Origin of the sequence: Sphingomonas cremea, assembly GCF_021502585.1 — a bacterium.
In the GTDB taxonomy this organism is placed as follows: domain Bacteria; phylum Pseudomonadota; class Alphaproteobacteria; order Sphingomonadales; family Sphingomonadaceae; genus Sphingomicrobium; species Sphingomicrobium cremea.
Genome location: NZ_JAKFGM010000001.1, coordinates 563,488 through 580,198, shown reverse-complemented (window position 1 = coordinate 580,198; position 16,711 = coordinate 563,488). Strand labels below are relative to the sequence as shown.

The following is a 16,711-nucleotide window of genomic DNA, read 5'->3' as shown; positions in this document are numbered from 1 at the left end:
CGCGCCTAATCAAATGGTCGATCGATGCTCGGCGGCGGCGTGGTGAAGAATTTCGGTCCGCTCTCGGTCATGTGGAAACAGTCCTCAAGTCGGACTCCGAACTTGCCCGGAGCGTAGATCCCGGGTTCGTTGGAGAAGCACATTCCGACGGCCAGCGGGGTCATTTCGCCGTGGACGAGATTCACCGGCTCGTGCACCTCCATGCCGATACCGTGTCCCGTGCGGTGCGATGTCCCGGGTAGCTTGTATCGCGGCCCATAGCCCCAGCTTTCATAGGTGCTGCGCACTGCATCATCGACGCTGCCGGCAGGGGCGCCGATCTTCGCCGCGGCCATGGCGATCTGCTGCCCCCGATGCACTTGGTCCCATACCTTGCGCTGTTCCGCGCTGGCATCGGCATCGAAAACGAATGTGCGGGTAATGTCAGCCTGGTAGCCATGCACCGAGCAAGTGCAGTCGAGCAATATGACCTCGCCGCGCTTGACGACATGCTGCTGCTTGCTGCCATGCGGATAAGCACTGGCCTCGCTGATCAGGATCAGGCCGCCGTCATAATCCGCGCCCAACTTCTTCTGAGCGGCGGCGATCATGGCATCGACCTCCGGCGGAGCCATTCCCTCTCGGGTCCGCTCGCCGGCATAGCGCAATGACGCTGCCATAATGTCCGCCGCAGCCTGCATAAGCGCAATTTCGGCGGGCGACTTGATCATCCTGAGCCCGCGTACAACCGGGTTGGCGCTGACGATCGGCGTGGACGGCAATTGCTGCTGGAGCCGATCCATCAGGAAGAAACGGTTGGTTTCTTCAAAGCCGATGGGCTGGGAGGCAAGATTCCGCTCCTTGAGGAAATCTGCGACCAGCTTGAGTGGTTCATCGTCCTCCTGCCAGGTTCGAATCTCGGCCGGAACCGCCAACATTTCCTTGATTGTCGGCTGTTCGAAGAAAGGCGTGACGATGATCGGGTCGCCCTCGGCAGGAATGACGACGCCGGTCAGCCGTTCGCTGCGCCACCATTGGATGCCGGTAAAATAATCGAGGCTGGGGCCAGACTCGACCAGCACCGCGCCAATGCCGCGGCGCTGCATCAGGTCGCGTGCCTTATTGAGCCGTGAAAGCCGCTCGGCGGGGGTGATGGGTGGGGGGAGCGGGATTGGCTTGAGCTCGGCCGCCTGCTGGACCGCGCCCCAAGCTGCCGAACTTCGTGGAAGCAGTGCGGCGGCGGCCAGTGTAGCCCCTCCACCAAGCAGGTTGCGGCGGCTGGTCGAGACAGAAATCATCGCTTCCCCCATCTTTTGGATGCACGACTGTTGCACAGCAGTAATTGATCCGCCAGCAGCGGCCGATGTTCGAACAATCGGGAATCGTCGGAACCAGGAAACTTCCGGGCACGCGGGAAACTGTCGCGCTGCTTGCCGGACTGATGGCGCTCAATGCCTTTGCGATCGACGCGATGATTCCCGCGCTTCCGGCTATCGGTGCCGAGTTGGGAGTCGAAACGGAGAACCGCCGCCAACTGGTGGTGGTCGCATATTTCCTAGGATTTGGGTTCGGCCAGATTTTCTGGGGCCCACTGGCCGACCGGTTCGGGCGAAAGCCGATCCTTGGCGCGGGAGTTGCCCTCTACACCGGTTTCGCCCTGCTGTGCGGGATCGCGGAGAGCTTCACCTTGCTGATCGCCGGCCGGATCGCGATGGGCGCTTCGGCAGCCGTCACGCGAGTCCTGGTCACCGCCATGGTCCGCGACCTGTTCGAAGGCGAGGCCATGGCCCGGGTGATGAGCCTGGTGTTTATGGTCTTCATGCTTGTGCCGGTGCTCGCCCCCAACATTGGCCAGGCGATCCTGCTGGTTGGGCCGTGGCGGACGATCTTCCTGGTCTTGGCCAGCTATGGCGTGACGATCTGGCTGTGGAGCTTCATCCGGCTGCCGGAGACGCTTCACCCCGAATACAGGCGCGACCTCAACACCGGTGAAATCTGGCAAGCGGTCAAAACCGCCGCAAGCGACCGGCTTTCCATTGGCTACACGCTGGCCCTGACCGCGGTATTCGGCGGGCTCACCGCCTATATATCGTCCATCCAGCAGATCGTATTTGATGTGTTCGATGCCGCCAACTTTATCGGGCTGGTGTTCGCGGCGATTGCCGCGCCGATGGCGTTAGCGAGCTGGGGCAATGCAAGCGTCGTCGGCCGCTTCGGCCTGCGCCGAACGGGGCATTCCGGGCTTCTGGCTTTCGTCACCGTGGCGACCGCCCATGTGCTGATCGCGGAACTGACCGTCGAGCCGCTTTGGCTGTTCATCGTCATGATGGCGCTGACCTTTGTTGCCTTTGCCTTCACGACGTCGAATTTCGGCACGTTGGCGATGCGCAACATGGCACCGATCGCGGGCACCGCTTCATCGTTCCAGGGCGTGACCGGGACCATAGGCGGTGCGCTGATCGGCCTTACGATCGGCCAGTCGTTCGACGGAACGCAACTGCCGTTCCTGGCCGGCCTGGCGGTGTGCGGCGCCACTGCACTGGTGCTGGTCCTGTGGACCGAGCGCGGACGGCTGTTCGGGGGTATCGACCCTCAAATCGAAAGGGCGGAGGTCATCCCCCCGCCCGAACTTTGATTCACTACCATGAACGCTGACGACTAGCCTTCAATATCGTCGTCTGCGGGTCCGACCATCAGCGCCTCGGCCACCTCTTCGGTCTTGCCGCGGATCGCATTTTCGATCCGTTGCGCCACGTCGGGATTTTCCTTCAGATACTGCTTGGCGTTCTCGCGACCTTGGCCGATGCGGATCGAGTCATAGCTGAACCAGGAACCTGACTTTTCGACCAGCCCGGCCTTGACGCCGAGGTCGAGTATCTCGCCGACCTTGCTGACGCCCTCGCCATACATGATGTCGAACTCGACCTGCTTGAACGGCGGCGCGACCTTGTTCTTTACCACCTTCACCCGGGTAGTGTTGCCGACGATATCGTCGCGATCCTTGATCTGGCCGGTGCGGCGGATGTCGAGCCGGACGCTGGCATAGAATTTCAACGCATTGCCGCCGGTGGTCGTTTCCGGATTGCCGTACATGACCCCGATCTTCATCCGCACCTGGTTGATGAAGATGACGGTGCAACGCGATCGGCTGATCGATCCGGTCAGCTTTCGCAGCGCCTGGCTCATCAGCCGGGCCTGGAGGCCGACATGGCTGTCGCCCATTTCACCCTCGATTTCGGCCCTCGGTACCAGCGCCGCCACCGAATCGATCACCAGCACGTCGATTGCGTTGGATCGGACCAGCGTGTCGACGATCTCCAGCGCCTGCTCGCCAGTGTCGGGCTGCGACACGATCAGCTCGTCGATATTGACGCCCAGCTTCTTGGCATAAACGGGATCGAGCGCGTGCTCGGCGTCGACGAAGGCGGCGGTTCCACCCTCCTTCTGCGCCTCGGCAATGGCATGCAGCGCCAAGGTCGTCTTGCCCGAACTTTCCGGACCATAGATTTCGATCACCCGGCCGCGCGGCAGGCCGCCGACGCCAAGCGCGATGTCGAGGCCCAACGAGCCGGTCGACACGGTATCGATCTCGATTTTTTCCCGGCTGCCAAGCTTCATTGCCGAGCCCTTGCCGAACGCGCGATCGATTTGCGCGAGCGCCGCATCCAATGCCTTTTGACGGTCTGTGTTCACGCTGTCCCCATTCATGCCGACGACTTTGAGCTGCGCTGCCATGGCCTTTATCCCTTCGTCAATCGGGTAGCTATTTGCCCCCGGAGAATGCCATGTCGTATCCTATTTGTTCACTTGGAACAAGGCGCGAACAAATACATTCATTTCGCTGTCGAAACAACCACTTTCAGGGCCTGACGAAGACTCTCCTGAAAATCATCCATTGCATAAACGTCGTTATGCCCTGCCCCGGCAATCGTCCGGTCAAACACCAAGTTTGGCACGCGGTTTCGCAGGGCGGCAGTCCTGGCCGGAAGGACAATTTCGTCGCGCTCCCCGGCAAGAACGGCAACTGGAGTTCTTCCGCCCTCCAACTCCTCGGCAGTCGCGAGTTCATGCTGGAAAATTGGCCCGACCGGCAGCCAGGGAAACATGTCAGCGGCAACAGCCTTCAGCGAATCGAATGGCGTCACCAAAATCAGTCCATCCAAATCGCGCCTTCGAGCGAGACTGGCCGCAACCCCGCTACCGATGCTGAACCCGACCGCCACGACCCGTTCCGGCTTTACCAGATCGACGGCCAGATCGTGCACCAGCGGCGCATCCTTCATTAATGCTTCGGCGGACGGGCTACCGGTGGATGGAGTGTAGCCGCGATAATGGAACGCGATCACATCCGCCTCGGGGAAGACTTGGTGCAGATATTCGGCGACGTCCTGGCCATTCCAGGCATTGCCGCCGAATCCGAGAATTAGCGTTCGGGGACCGACGCCATTCGCTTTTGGCTGGATATGCACGCCACGGAGCCGATCGCCGGCCGCGGTTTTCAACTCCAGTTCCGCCGCGCCTGGCGGCAGAGGCCCGGCCGGCGGCACGGCATGGGTCGGGAAGAGCATCTCGGTCTGCGAAAATCTCATGATGAGCAATAACGTAGCAGCCGCCAGTAACGCCGCAAAAGCCAGTTTCAGGATCATGGACGCCCAGATTCTCTGGGCCCCGACCACGGCCTAGGTCTCGGAGCTCGCCAGCACCGCCTCGATGATCGGCGTAACCCGATCGATCGTATAGGGTTTCTCGATCATCGGAACGTTTGCGAATTCGGCCGGTGGAGGATCGACGTGGCCGCCTGAGGCAAGGACGAACGGCGTTCCCTTCTTGCGCAGCGCCGTCGCGACCGGCCAGACGCTCTCACCTTTCAGGTTGACGTCGAGAATGGCGAGATCGCATTCGCCGTTCTCAATCTCTCGAAGTGCGGCTCCGACGCTGTCGCAGCTTCCGCTCACCTCGTGCCCGAGCGAGAGGATAAAATCCTCCAGCATCATCGCGATTAGCGGCTCGTCCTCGACGATCAGGATTGAACGCGACCCCATCATGACCGCAGGGAATAGCAGCCGTTACGGCGGAAGAAAGAATTAATTGTCGGACAAGGCCTTACGCACGGCCTCGGCCAGCTCCTGAACCGAGAAGGGCTTGGGCAGAAACGCGACATTGGCGATGTCGATCGACTTTCTGAGCTGCTCTTCGGCATAGCCTGACATGAAAAGTATCGGCAGGTCCGGCCGCGTCTTGCGTGCCTGCCTGACCATGGTCGGACCGTCCATCAATGGCATCACCACGTCGGAAATCAGCAGTGCGATCTCGTCGCCTCGGTCGATGATCTCCAGTGCTTCCTCGCCATTGTTGGCGGTCAGTACTTTATAGCCATGCCTGGTGAGCGCGCGCTCGGCCACCGTGCGAACCATCGGCTCGTCTTCGACCAACAGGATCGTACCCGTGCCCCAAAGCTCGTTTTCAGCAGCTGCCTTGGCCGGGCGGCGGCCGGACGACTTCTCTGCTTCGACATGATGAACCGGCAGGTAAATGGTGAAGCGGGTCCCTTCGCCTACCTTGGAATCGGCAAAGATGTATCCGCCAGACTGCTTGACGATGCCATAGACCGTGGAAAGACCAAGGCCGGTGCCCTTGCCGACCTCCTTGGTCGTAAAGAAAGGTTCGAAAACCTTGCTGAGGATCGATGCGGGGATGCCGGTCCCCGTATCGGAAATCGACAAAGCGGAATAATCGGCGATCGGCAGGATCTCGCTTCCAAGGTCGGCAACCTGGTCGGCCCGAACCGCATAGGTTTGGATGGTCAGCGCCCCTCCTCCCTTGGACATCATCGCGTCGCGCGCGTTGACGGCCAGGTTGACGATCACCTGTTCCAACTGCCCCGGGTCGGCGCGGACGGGGCCGAGATCGCGTCCATGCTTGACCACCAGCTGGACCGTCTCACCCAGCAGCCGCTTCAACAGGTGCGAAACTTCGCTGACGACATCGGGCAGCTGCAACAGCTGGGGGCGAAGCGTTTGCTGGCGGGAGAATGCGAGCAGTTGGCGGGTCAGGCCGGCGGCGCGGTTCGAATTCGACTTGATTTGCTGGATATCGTCATAGTCGGTGTCGCCGGGCGTGTGCCGCATCAGCATCAGGTCACAATGACCGATGATCGCAGTCAGAATGTTATTGAAGTCGTGGGCTACGCCCCCGGCCAATTGGCCGACCGCCTGCATTTTTGTTGCCTGGGCGATCTGGCGCTTGAGCTTGGCTTCCTCGCTATTGTCCTTGAGCAGCAGGAGTACCGCCGCATCGCCCAGGCCCCGCAGACCCGCCACCGTCAAGGCCACCGGCTCCCCAGGCTGGTGGGCCAGTCGCACCGGAAGATCGCCCGACATCGAGGGCCCGCGGGCGTTGCGCCGTACGGCATCGGCGACCGCGGCCTTGTCTTCCTTCACGACCAGGTCGCCGGGATAGGAGGGCATTTCGTCTGTCGGCAGGCCACCGGCGACACGAAACGCCTTGTTCATCATCAGGAAGCGTCCATCGCGATCGACCAGCGCAAGTCCGATCGGCAGCATCTCCAGCAGCACCTGCACGTTGGTGGAGGTGGCAAGGCTTGGCCCTTCTTCCCAATCGAACAGCAGCATCGTCGCTGCGCCGCCCTCTCCCGCTGGTTCGAGCGGAATGCTGATCAATCGAAGCGGCCGCCCTTCCGGCCCTTCGGCTACAAGCCTTACTGCGCCTTCAGATGAAGTTTCGATGACCTCGGGAAACGGCGGAACCTCGTTCAGCGTCAGCGGGCCCGTCAAAGCCCGCTCGGTAAACAGGCCATTGGCAGCGATTAGCCGGCCATTGCCGTCTACCAGCGCTGCCAAGACTCCGGCTGCTGCAAGGCGGTCGCCGGTGGCACCCGAGACACGCTTGGCAGCGACGGCCAGAAGATCGGGAGGGGCGGCCCCAACAAACCGCCACAATAGCAGGTCGCCATTGGCCCCAGCCCGCGCGACTTGCACGTTTGCCGGGCCGCCGGTCAGCGGAATGTCGGCCATCGAGCTTTCGCCGTCGCGTACGGCGCTTTCCCGCAACGACTGGATGGCCTTGGTTGCCTGCTTGCCTTTGCCAAGGTCGAGCGGAGCCTGCTGGCCGAACCGGACTTTGTAGGCCGGGTTGATCGACTTCAGCGATCCATCTGCCTGGGTCATCGCCGCCGGATCCGACGAGAACCCCAAGGCCGATCCTACCAATGCCAGGTCTGGCAGGATCACGGGTTCGACCTCGATCCGCCGAGCTCCGCGGCGGTCGATCACGAATGCCGCCACCAACATGGCGACGAAGCCGGCCAGGAACAGACCGCCGTAAAGCGGCAGCCCAATCAGGTAGAAAAGCAGCGCTCCGCTGGCGGCCGCGGCGACGACCAACGCCGGTACAAGCCAGCGAAGGCCGCCGTCGAGCGGCTTTGATTCACCGAGGTCGAACTGCTCGTAAAGCAAGGCTCACCACATTCGGACGCGTTGTTCCGGCGCCAGATAGAGCTTCTGCCCCGGCTGCACCTGGAACGCAGGATACCATGGGTCGAGATTGCGCACGACCCATGTACGCTGTTCCGATGGCGAGTGCGGATCGGTGATCAGCCGTTGGCGAAGGTTCGCCTCTCGATAATTGCGCCGCCACACCTGCGCCCAGCCGAGATAGAATCGCTGATCGCCGGTCGTGCCGTCGAGAACAGGCGCCTCGGCTCCGCCAAGCGAATGCTTATAGGCGTCATAGGCGACGGTAAGCCCGGCAAGATCACCGATATTCTCGCCCAGCGTGAAAGCGCCCTTCACATTCGCGCCTGGGAAAATTTCATAGGCATCATATTGGGAGATCAGCGCCTTTCCGGCCGCCTCGAACGCCTTCCTGTCCGACTCCGTCCACCATTCGTTGAGCCGGCCATGCTCGTCATACTTGGCGCCCTGGTCGTCGAAGTGGTGGCTGATCTCATGCCCGATTACCGCGCCGATGCCGCCATAGTTGATCGCTGGATCTGCGTTGGGATCGAAGAACGGCGGTTGCAGGATCGCGGCGGGGAAGACGACTTCCTGCATGCCGAAGTTGGCATAGGCATTGATGGTCATCGGGGTCATGCCCCATTCCCAGCGACGTATCGGTTCGCCGAGTTTCTTGACGTTGTCTTCATGCTGCCACTGAGCAGCGCGCATCGCATTGCCGAGGGCATCGCCGGCCTGGATCGTCAGCGCCGAATAATCCTGCCAGCGATCCGGATAACCTATCTTGGTCGTGAAGTTGGCCAGCTTGGCTCTCGCCCTTTTCTTGGTCTCTGGCGCCATCCAGCTTAGTCCGTCGATCCGGCGGCCCATTGCCTCGACGACATTCTTGACCAGCTTGTCGGCTGCGGCCTTGGTCTCCGGCGGGAAATAGCGCTCAACATAGATTTTGCTGACATCGTCGGCCAGCGCGCCGGTGACGAAGGTCACGCCCCGCTTCCACCTGACCTCCTGCTGCGGCGTCCCTGACAATGTTGTCCCATAGAAGGAGAAAGCTTCCCTATCGAACGCGGAGGGCAGCACAGGCGCGTATTGGTCGAGCGAGCGGATCAGCAGCTGGTCCTTCAACACGCCCAGCGGAGCCTTGGCCACCAGCCTGGAGATGCCGTTAATTGCGCTTGGCTGGGCGACATTGACTTCGGTGGCGGCTGAAAGGCCGCTGTCCCGAAGGAATGTCGCCCAATCGAAACCTTTTGCGTCGGCATTCAGCTTCGACAGTGGCATCAGGTTATAAGTCTTGGTCGCATCGCGGCTATCGACCTGGGTCCAGTGAACCTTGGCGACCTCGGTCTCGAAAGCGAGAAGAGCCTTGGCCCGCGTAGCGGCATTTGGCTCCCCGGCGAGGGTCAGCACATTGGTAAGATGCTGGAGATAGGCGGTCCGAACCGCAGCAATCTTGGCGTCTTTCGACAGGTAATAGTCGCGGTCAGGCATACCGATCCCGCCCTGGAACATGGCGGTTACGTAACGATCGGGTTGCTTGTCGTCCTGCCCGACGAACAGGCCAAACGGGATGCTGATGCTGTTGCGACCTGCCTTGGCAACCAGCGCAGCATAGCCGGATCGGGCGTTGAGCCCCTTGATCTCGTTGAGCCACGGCTGGATTGGCTGAAGCCCCTTGGCTTCGATCCCGGCGGTATCGAGATAGGAATTATAGGCCACGCCGATCTTGTTGGTCGGATCCTTGGCGACCTCGTCGATGATCAACCGAGTCCGTTCTTTCGAAAGATCGTCGAGCTTGGTGAACATTCCATAGTTGGACTTGTCCTCCGGGATGGGCGTGTTCTTGGCCCAGGTGCCATTGGCATATTGGTAGAAATTATCGCCCGGAAGAATGGAGCGTTCCATTCCCGCAGTATCGAACCCGAACGTGCCGAGCTCGGGCTTCGGAGCCGGTTCGGGAGCCGCGACTTCCGCCGGCGCGGCGTGGGCTGCGACCTCCGGTGGTGGTGACGCCGTACATGCCGCAAGTGCCGTGCTCGCGGCGAGAAAAGTCATCCAACGAACCATCAATACCCTCCCGATCTCGAATTATTGTCAGCCCAAGACTTCTTCCGGCCGCGCGAAGCGCTGCCGCCATTTGCGGCCAACCCACCAGCGCCATCCGACCAGCGACACGATATAGCCGACCAAAGCCACGCCGAGCCCGATCAAGAAAAGGCCCGAAACCAATGCCGGGGCGGCATCGGAAAGCAGCCACGCGATCCATTGACTGGCACTTTCGCCGCGCAGGGCGAGGAACGCGGCCAGATCGGTATGGAAGCCAATCCGGGTGCCGACTCCAATGGCCGCATAAAGGAAGAAGGGGGTCGTCAGCGGGTTGGACAGGAAAGTCATGGCCACCGCGATCGGGATATTGGCCCGCATAGGTATCGCCAAAAGGGCAGCCCCGACGATTTGAAGCCCGGGCACCATCAGGAAGATGCCGATAAACAAGCCGGCAAACACCGCACGCGGGACCGAGCGCCGCGTGAAACGCCATAGCTCGCTATGCCGGATCCGCTTGCCGAAGGGTTTCAGCCACGGGCTGTCGAGGACTTCTTCGCGCGATGGCGCATGCCGATGCATGAGGCCACGGACAAAATTTGCGATGTCAGCCACGTTGCCTCATCAATCGTCCTTGCTCACGCTTCCAGTCGCGTTCCTTGATTGTTTCCCGCTTGTCGTGGACCTTCTTGCCCCGAGCCAGCGCGAGCTCGACCTTCGCTCGTCCCCGCGAATTGAAGTAGACCGACAGCGGAACGACCGTCAGTCCCTGGCGAGTGATCGCGCCCTGGAGCTTGGCGATCTCCCGAGCCCGCATCAGCAGGCGTCGCCGGCGCCGAGGCTCGTGGTTCATTCGGTTGCCATGGCTATATTCGGGGATCGACGAATTGATCAGGAACACTTCGTCGCCTTCCACCAGCGCATAACTTTCGGCGATCGATCCTTCGCCAGTGCGCAGCGCCTTCACCTCCGTGCCCCGAAGCTCGATTCCTGCTTCGAACCGTTCTTCGACAAAATAATCGTACCTGGCGCGCCGGTTCTCGGCGACGACCTTGACCTTGTCGAACTCGGTGACGGGCGGCTTGCTCACGGGCGTCAGATCAATCCTGCATGGACAAGCGCCTCATCGACCGACGCTTTCGACGCCGCCGACGGCTCGGTCATCGGCAGGCGAAGTTCGGTCGAAAAGCCTGGGCGAACCCGGGACAGTGCATATTTGGCCGGTCCCGGCGACGCGTCGCTGAACAGCGCGGCGTGCAGTGGATAGAGGCGGTCCTGCAGTGCCAACGCATCATCCCAGCGGCCTTCACGCGTCGCCGCCTGGAACTCGGCGCACAACTTGGGCGCGACGTTGGCCGTAACAGAGATACACCCCGCGCCGCCCATGACATTGAAGCCGAGCGCCATATCGTCATTGCCGGACAGCTGGATAAACCCTTCTCCGCAAGCCAACCGCTGCGCCGAAACGCGCGCAAGATTACCCGTCGCATCCTTCACGCCGATGACGTTTGGCAGACGCGACAAACGCTTCATCGTATCCACCGATATGTCCGTGATGGTCCGCGAAGGCACATTGTACAGGATGATCGGCAGATTGAGTTCCGCGACCGCGGCCAGGTGCGCGTAAATGCCGTCCTGATTCGGCCGGTTGTAATAAGGCGGCACATGAAGCGCAGCATCGGCGCCCGCTTGCTTGGCATTCCTGGTGAGCTCAATCGCGTGAGCCGTATTGTTCGAGCCGCAACCGGCGAGAATGGGAACCCGGCCACGGGCCACTTCCACCGTCACTTCTATGACCCGGCGATGCTCCTCGGCCGACAAGGTCGCGGATTCGCCTGTGGTGCCGCAGGGCACCAGTCCGTTCGAACCTTCGTCAATCTGCCACTCGACCAAGTCTCGGAATGCCGCCTCATCCACTCGGCCTGCCGCAAAAGGCGTCAACAGCGCCGGTATCGACCCGAAAAACATGAATTTTTCCTTCACCGGGACTCGCTCGCGGAGTTAGGCTCGCGAAATCGAGGGTGTTGTTCAGCGGCTGATAAGGACTCGGGGCACATTATGTCCAGTATGAGGAGCGTAGGGATTTTCGGTTCGCTGCTTTTGTCGACCATGGCGGCTGCCTCCGTTCAGCAAATCACCCCTGCTCCGAGCACCCCCGCTTCAATCCAGGCCACCAGCCAAGCTGCCGTCTATGACATCAACTATGCCCTGGCCGACTGGCGGCGACTGCGTGCCAGCGATGGATACTCATTTGCCGATTATGCCCGCTTCGTGAACGCCAACCCCGGCTGGCCCGGTGAAGCCGGGATTCGCCGTAGTGCCGAAAAAGCCATGCGGCCGGGCGAAGCCGCGGTTACGGTCCTTGCCTTCTATCGGTCCACCGAGCCGCAAAGCGGCAATGGCTGGGCCCGGCTCGCCGAGGCCTATGCTGCGACCGGCAAGACCAGCGAAGCGCTCGCCGCCGCGCGTGGCGCATGGGTTTCGGGCGACCTCAGCCAATATGACGAGCAATTGCTCTTTTCCCGCTTCGGGTCTCAGCTGACCGCCGACGATCATGACAAGCGGGTCGACGCGCTCCTGTTCGACAAGAAAACTACCGATGCCTACCGAATGCTGCCCTGGACCAGTCCCGGACGGCGTGCTTCGCTCTCGGCACGGATCGCGATGCTATCGCGATCGCCAGATGCCGAGCAGCGCTATCAGGCGGTGATTGGACAGGTCACCACCGATGCCGGCCTGATGATGGACCGTGCCCGCTATTTGCGGGAGAGCGGATATGAGCAGGCCGCCCGCCAGCTGTTGGCGCGCTCGCATAGCTTCACCTATCGCCCGACGGACCCTGAGCGTTTCCTGGACATGATGGTTTTATTGTCCAAGGCGGCCATGGGCGACCGGCAATGGCAGATCGCCTATGACATTGGCCGCCAGACCGATGACCTGTTTGGGCCCGGCGCCGATATCAGCCTGAAGAGCTATGCGATCCGCGACGATTATACGACATTGACCTGGAACGCGGCCACCGCCGTGCTCGAGCGCATGAATCGGCCCCGCGACGCGATCGGCCTGTTCGACAAATATGCCCGTGCCGGCCGTTCGCTCCAGGTCGCGACGAAAGGTTGGTACTGGGCTGGACGAGCTTCGTCACAAAGCGGCGACCCGTTGCGGGCCAGGTCCTATTTCGAGCGCGCCGCCGCGACGCCGGAGCTTTTCTACGGCCAACTTGCGCTAGAACGGCTCGGCCGCATCGTCCCGGCACCCGCAGCCGCGCCTGCACTGGTTGTGACCGACGCCCAGCGTCAGGCCTATTATCAGAAGCGGCTGGTCCGGGCGGTCCGGCTGCTAGGCCAGCAAGGGCGGCGCGACGAGCAAAGCCTGTTCATTCGCGCTCTGTCTGAAGACACTGACACCGACGCCGAACGGCTGTTGTCGGTTGAGCTGGCAAGCCAAATTTATCGGCAGGACCTTGCGGTATGGACTGCGCGCTCGGCACGCAACTCCGGCTCGGCCTTCTTTTACAGGGCAGCTTTTCCGACCCATTTGGCCAATGTGCCTTCGGGCCGTGCCTGGTCCTTGGTTCATGGCATCACGCGCCAGGAGTCGAGCTTTGATCAGGGCGCGGTGAGCCCCGCTAATGCCCGGGGAATGATGCAGTTGATGCCCGGCACGGCGCGTGAGCAGGCAGGGAAAATGGGCATCGGCTATGATTATGGTCGGCTGACTTCCGATCCAAGCTATAACGTCATGCTCGGCAGCGCTTACTTCCAGCGGTTGGTCAACATGTGGGACGGCAATTATCCGTTGGCGGTCGCCAGCTATAATGCCGGTGCCGGCAACGTCCGCCGCTGGGTCAACAGCTACGGTGACCCGAGAGGTAATGTCGACATCGTCTCGTGGATCGAGAAAATCCCGTTTGAGGAAACCCGGGGCTATGTGCAGCGCGTGTTGGAAAACAGTGTCGTCTACGACCGTTTGAACCCGTCGCTTCCCGCACCCCAGCCGGTCCATATCTCGGCCTATCTCGGCAAATCGTCGCGGCCGGGCTAAAAGCGCCACATGTCAGACCGTCCGCCGCGGTTCATCACGCCGCAGGGTTTCGCTCGGCTCCGCGCCGAATATGAAGAGCTGTTCTCCGTCGAGCGGCCGAAAATCGTCGAGACTGTGTCATGGGCGGCGTCGCTCGGCGACCGGTCGGAGAATGCCGACTATCTCTACGGCAAAAAGCGCCTGCGCGAGATCGACCGGCGGCTGTCCTTTCTCGCCAAGGTGATGAAACTGGCCAAGGTGGTCGATCCCGCCAAGCAGGGGCAGCTCGACACCGTGCGATTTGGAGCAACCATCGAGCTGGCTGACGAGCAAGACGAGCGGCGCATCATCACGCTGGTTGGCGAGGACGAGGCCGACGCTTCCAACGGTCAGATCAGCTGGGCCGCCCCGATTGCCCGCGCGCTGATTGGAGCGAGGGTCGGCGACGAGCGCCTGGTTCGCCTTCCCGCGGGTGAGAAAAGCTACGAAATCCTGTCGATCCGCTATCCGGGTTAAGCGCGGTTGGGCTCGCCTGTCTTGGAGCGAAACTGAACGACCGTCTCTCCGCTAGCCGGCGGTTCGGCTGGCATCGCCTTTTCCATCAGGTCGCAAATCGTCGCCAGCGCGGTAATGCAGCCCCCCACCCTGTCATTGGCGTCGACGACGCTCCAGGGGGCCCAGCGCGTATTGGTGTGGGCAAAGAGGTCATGCACCACATCCATCGTGCGGTCGCGCTGGCCAAGTCCTGCCACGGCGTCCTGGGACAGGATATGGCGAAGCCACGGATCCTCCTGGCGCTCCCTTAGATTTGCGGCCTGCTGCTCGGCCGAAACATGAAAAAACAGCTTTGCGACCAGCGTTCCATGGTCCTTCTGCTGCGCCTCGAACTCGTTGATCTCGTCACAAGACCGTGCCCAGCGCTTGTCATCGAGTTTGCCCGACACCCGCTCCTCGATGATGCGGCGGTACCAGCTGCGATAGAAGATAGTCGTATCGCCAGCGGCTGGGATCCGGCTCCAGAACGGCGCCAGCCAGTGACGATCGTCGTCGGCCTCGTCAGCACCCCCGACATTGATCACTCGAACATGGGTCGGATCCAGCGACCCGACCAGCTGCTTCAATGCTGATTTCTTGTTCGAACCGGTCCAGCCTTCAAACAGGATGATAGCCCGACGGCGATGGACGATCTGGGAAAGCTGAAGGCGCGCAAGGCGGTCCTGAAGCGCCACAAGCGCTTCAGCCGGGTCTCCGTTGAACGGAGCTCCCCGTTCAAATTTTGTTAAATCGATCGGCACAAGCGAGGCCTAACCGAAAGGATTATCGCCCGCAATTGCCCTGCGTCGACTGTCCTACAATGAGAGCGCCTTGCCGTGGCAAGTTTGCCATGAACCGTTAGGAGGCCTTCGGAGCCTCCGGCGCGACGATGCGAATATGCAGTTCCTGCAACTGCTTAGCCATCACCGACGCAGGCGCGTTCATCATCAGGTCTTCCGCCTTCTGGTTCATCGGGAAGACGATGACCTCGCGAATGTTCGGCTCATCGGCCAGCAACATCACGATGCGGTCGATGCCTGGCGCCGACCCACCGTGCGGCGGCGCGCCATATTTGAACGCGCCGATCATGCCCGGGAAGTTCGTGTCGACCTCTTCGCTGCTATAGCCGGCGATGTCGAACGCCTTGTACATGATGTCGGGGCGATGGTTGCGGATCGCGCCAGAGCTCAGCTCCACCCCATTGCAAACGATGTCATATTGCCAGGCGAGGATGTCGAGCGGATCCTTGCCTTCCAGCGCTTCCATCCCGCCCTGAGGCATCGAGAAAGGATTGTGGCTGAAGTCGATCTTCTTCTGCTCTTCGTTGTACTCGAACATTGGGAAGTCGACGATCCAGCAGAAGCGGAAAGCGTCCTTCTCGATCAGGTCAAGTTGCTCCGCGACCCGGGTTCGGGCCAGGCCAGCGAGCTTGGCGGCCTCGGCCTCATTGCCGGCAGCGAAGAAAATTCCGTCATCCGGGCCGAGGCCCATGACCGCGGCGATCTTGTCCATGCCTTCGGTGCCATGGTTCTTGGCGATCGGCCCGCCCCATTCACCGCCCTTGCGGGTGGCATAGCCAAGTCCGGCAAAGCCTTCGCCGCGCGCCCAGTCGTTCATATCGTCGAAAAATTTTCGGCTCTTTTCAGCCGTTCCCGGCGCCGCCACGGCTCGAACCACGCCACCCTTCTCGACGATTCCGGAGAACAGACCGAAACCAGAGCCAGCAAAGTGCGGGCCGACATCGTGGACGATCAGCGGATTGCGCAGGTCGGGCTTGTCACTGCCGTACTTCAGCAATGCTTCCTTGTAGGGGATGCGCGGATATTCGCCCGCGGGAGTCACATATTTTCCGCCCGCGAACTCGTCGAACACGCCCGAAAGGACCGGTTCGATCGCCGCAAACACATCGTCTTGCGTGACGAAGCTCATTTCGAAATCGAGCTGGTAGAATTCCCCCGGAGAGCGATCGGCGCGCGCGTCCTCGTCCCGGAAGCAGGGGGCGATCTGGAAATAACGATCGAATCCGGCGACCATCAGCAGCTGCTTGAACATCTGCGGTGCCTGCGGGAGCGCGTAGAATTTGCCGGGATGCACACGGCTCGGCACCAGATAGTCGCGCGCGCCCTCTGGGCTCGACGCGGTCAGGATCGGCGTCTGGAACTCGGTGAAACCCTGGTCGATCATCCGGCGGCGGATCGACGCGATCACCTTCGATCGGAGCATGATGTTCTGATGCAGCCGGTCGCGGCGAAGGTCGAGGTAGCGGTATTTGAGGCGAATCTCCTCGGGGTAATCGGCCTCGCCCGCGACCGGCATCGGCAGCTCGGCCGCCGACGACTGCACGGCGACTTCCTTGGCAACCACTTCGATTTCACCGGTGGCCAGCTTGGGGTTCACCGCCCCACCTTCGCGTTCGACAACCTCGCCGGTGATGGTCACCACCGATTCGACCCTAAGGCCGTCGAGGATTTTCAGTGCTTCGCTTCCGGCTGCGGCGACAATCTGAGTGAGGCCATGATGATCGCGCAGGTCGACGAACAATACGCCGCCATGATCGCGCTTGCGATGGATCCAGCCCGACAGGCGGGCGGTTGATCCGACATCGCTGGCACGAAGGTCGGCGCATGTATGGGTACGATAGGCGTGCATGAAAATGG

General features: G+C 61.5%; 14 protein-coding genes. 3 read left to right on the top strand and 11 right to left on the bottom strand.

Annotated elements, in window-relative coordinates:
* Nucleotides 1-5: 5 nt before the first annotated feature.
* Nucleotides 6-1,277 (bottom strand): M24 family metallopeptidase, encoded by a 1,272-nt coding sequence (locus LVY65_RS03035; RefSeq protein WP_235066530.1) that lies wholly within the window; start codon nt 1,275-1,277, stop codon nt 6-8.
* A 65-nt stretch (nt 1,278-1,342) separates the two neighbouring features.
* On the opposite strand from LVY65_RS03035, the gene LVY65_RS03030 reads away from it, so the two are divergent.
* On the top strand, nt 1,343-2,614 hold the full coding sequence (locus LVY65_RS03030; RefSeq protein ID WP_235066529.1) for a multidrug effflux MFS transporter: 1,272 nt from the start codon (nt 1,343-1,345) through the stop codon (nt 2,612-2,614).
* A 23-nt stretch (nt 2,615-2,637) separates the two neighbouring features.
* Here LVY65_RS03030 and recA read toward each other — a convergent pair whose 3' ends face one another.
* From recA to dapA, 8 genes are all read right to left on the bottom strand, one after another.
* Nucleotides 2,638-3,714, bottom strand: a complete 1,077-nt coding sequence (gene recA / locus LVY65_RS03025; protein ID WP_235066528.1) for a recombinase RecA — start codon at nt 3,712-3,714, stop codon at nt 2,638-2,640.
* A 98-nt stretch (nt 3,715-3,812) separates the two neighbouring features.
* Complete coding sequence (locus LVY65_RS03020; protein ID WP_235066527.1) at nt 3,813-4,568, bottom strand: alpha/beta hydrolase; 756 nt, start codon at nt 4,566-4,568, stop codon at nt 3,813-3,815.
* 90 nt (nt 4,569-4,658) lie between these two features.
* Nucleotides 4,659-5,021, bottom strand: coding sequence for a response regulator (locus LVY65_RS03015; RefSeq protein WP_328282470.1), 363 nt, complete (start codon nt 5,019-5,021; stop codon nt 4,659-4,661).
* A 42-nt stretch (nt 5,022-5,063) separates the two neighbouring features.
* Nucleotides 5,064-7,454: a response regulator gene (locus tag LVY65_RS03010; protein ID WP_408021963.1), complete on the bottom strand. Its 2,391-nt coding sequence runs from the start codon at nt 7,452-7,454 to the stop codon at nt 5,064-5,066.
* Between the two features lie 3 nt (nt 7,455-7,457).
* Entirely contained in the window at nt 7,458-9,521 is a 2,064-nt protein-coding gene (locus LVY65_RS03005) for a M13 family metallopeptidase (protein ID WP_235066525.1), read from the bottom strand.
* 27 nt (nt 9,522-9,548) lie between these two features.
* Nucleotides 9,549-10,112 carry a DUF2062 domain-containing protein gene (locus LVY65_RS03000; RefSeq protein ID WP_235066524.1) on the bottom strand — a complete coding sequence of 188 codons (564 nt, stop codon included), beginning with the start codon at nt 10,110-10,112 and terminating at the stop codon, nt 9,549-9,551.
* A complete protein-coding gene (gene smpB / locus LVY65_RS02995; protein ID WP_235066523.1) occupies nt 10,105-10,587 on the bottom strand; it encodes an SsrA-binding protein SmpB in 483 nt (160 codons plus the stop codon). The genes LVY65_RS03000 and smpB overlap by 8 nt, the downstream gene beginning before the upstream one ends.
* Before the next feature lie 5 nt (nt 10,588-10,592).
* Complete coding sequence (gene dapA / locus LVY65_RS02990) at nt 10,593-11,465, bottom strand: 4-hydroxy-tetrahydrodipicolinate synthase (RefSeq protein WP_235066522.1); 873 nt, start codon at nt 11,463-11,465, stop codon at nt 10,593-10,595.
* A gap of 90 nt (nt 11,466-11,555) precedes the next feature.
* Between dapA and LVY65_RS02985 the strand changes: the two genes are divergently transcribed.
* Together LVY65_RS02985 and greB are read left to right on the top strand one after the other, a co-directional pair.
* Nucleotides 11,556-13,541: a lytic transglycosylase domain-containing protein gene (locus LVY65_RS02985; protein ID WP_235066521.1), complete on the top strand. Its 1,986-nt coding sequence runs from the start codon at nt 11,556-11,558 to the stop codon at nt 13,539-13,541.
* A 9-nt stretch (nt 13,542-13,550) separates the two neighbouring features.
* Nucleotides 13,551-14,036, top strand: coding sequence for a transcription elongation factor GreB (greB, locus tag LVY65_RS02980; protein WP_235066520.1), 486 nt, complete (start codon nt 13,551-13,553; stop codon nt 14,034-14,036).
* Here greB and LVY65_RS02975 read toward each other — a convergent pair.
* Nucleotides 14,033-14,815 (bottom strand): polyphosphate kinase 2 family protein, encoded by a 783-nt coding sequence (locus tag LVY65_RS02975; protein WP_235066519.1) that lies wholly within the window; start codon nt 14,813-14,815, stop codon nt 14,033-14,035. The genes greB and LVY65_RS02975 overlap by 4 nt on opposite strands.
* Nucleotides 14,816-14,912: 97 nt before the next feature.
* Nucleotides 14,913-16,703, bottom strand: coding sequence for an aspartate--tRNA ligase (gene aspS / locus LVY65_RS02970; RefSeq protein ID WP_235066518.1), 1,791 nt, complete (start codon nt 16,701-16,703; stop codon nt 14,913-14,915).
* Nucleotides 16,704-16,711 lie beyond the last annotated feature (8 nt).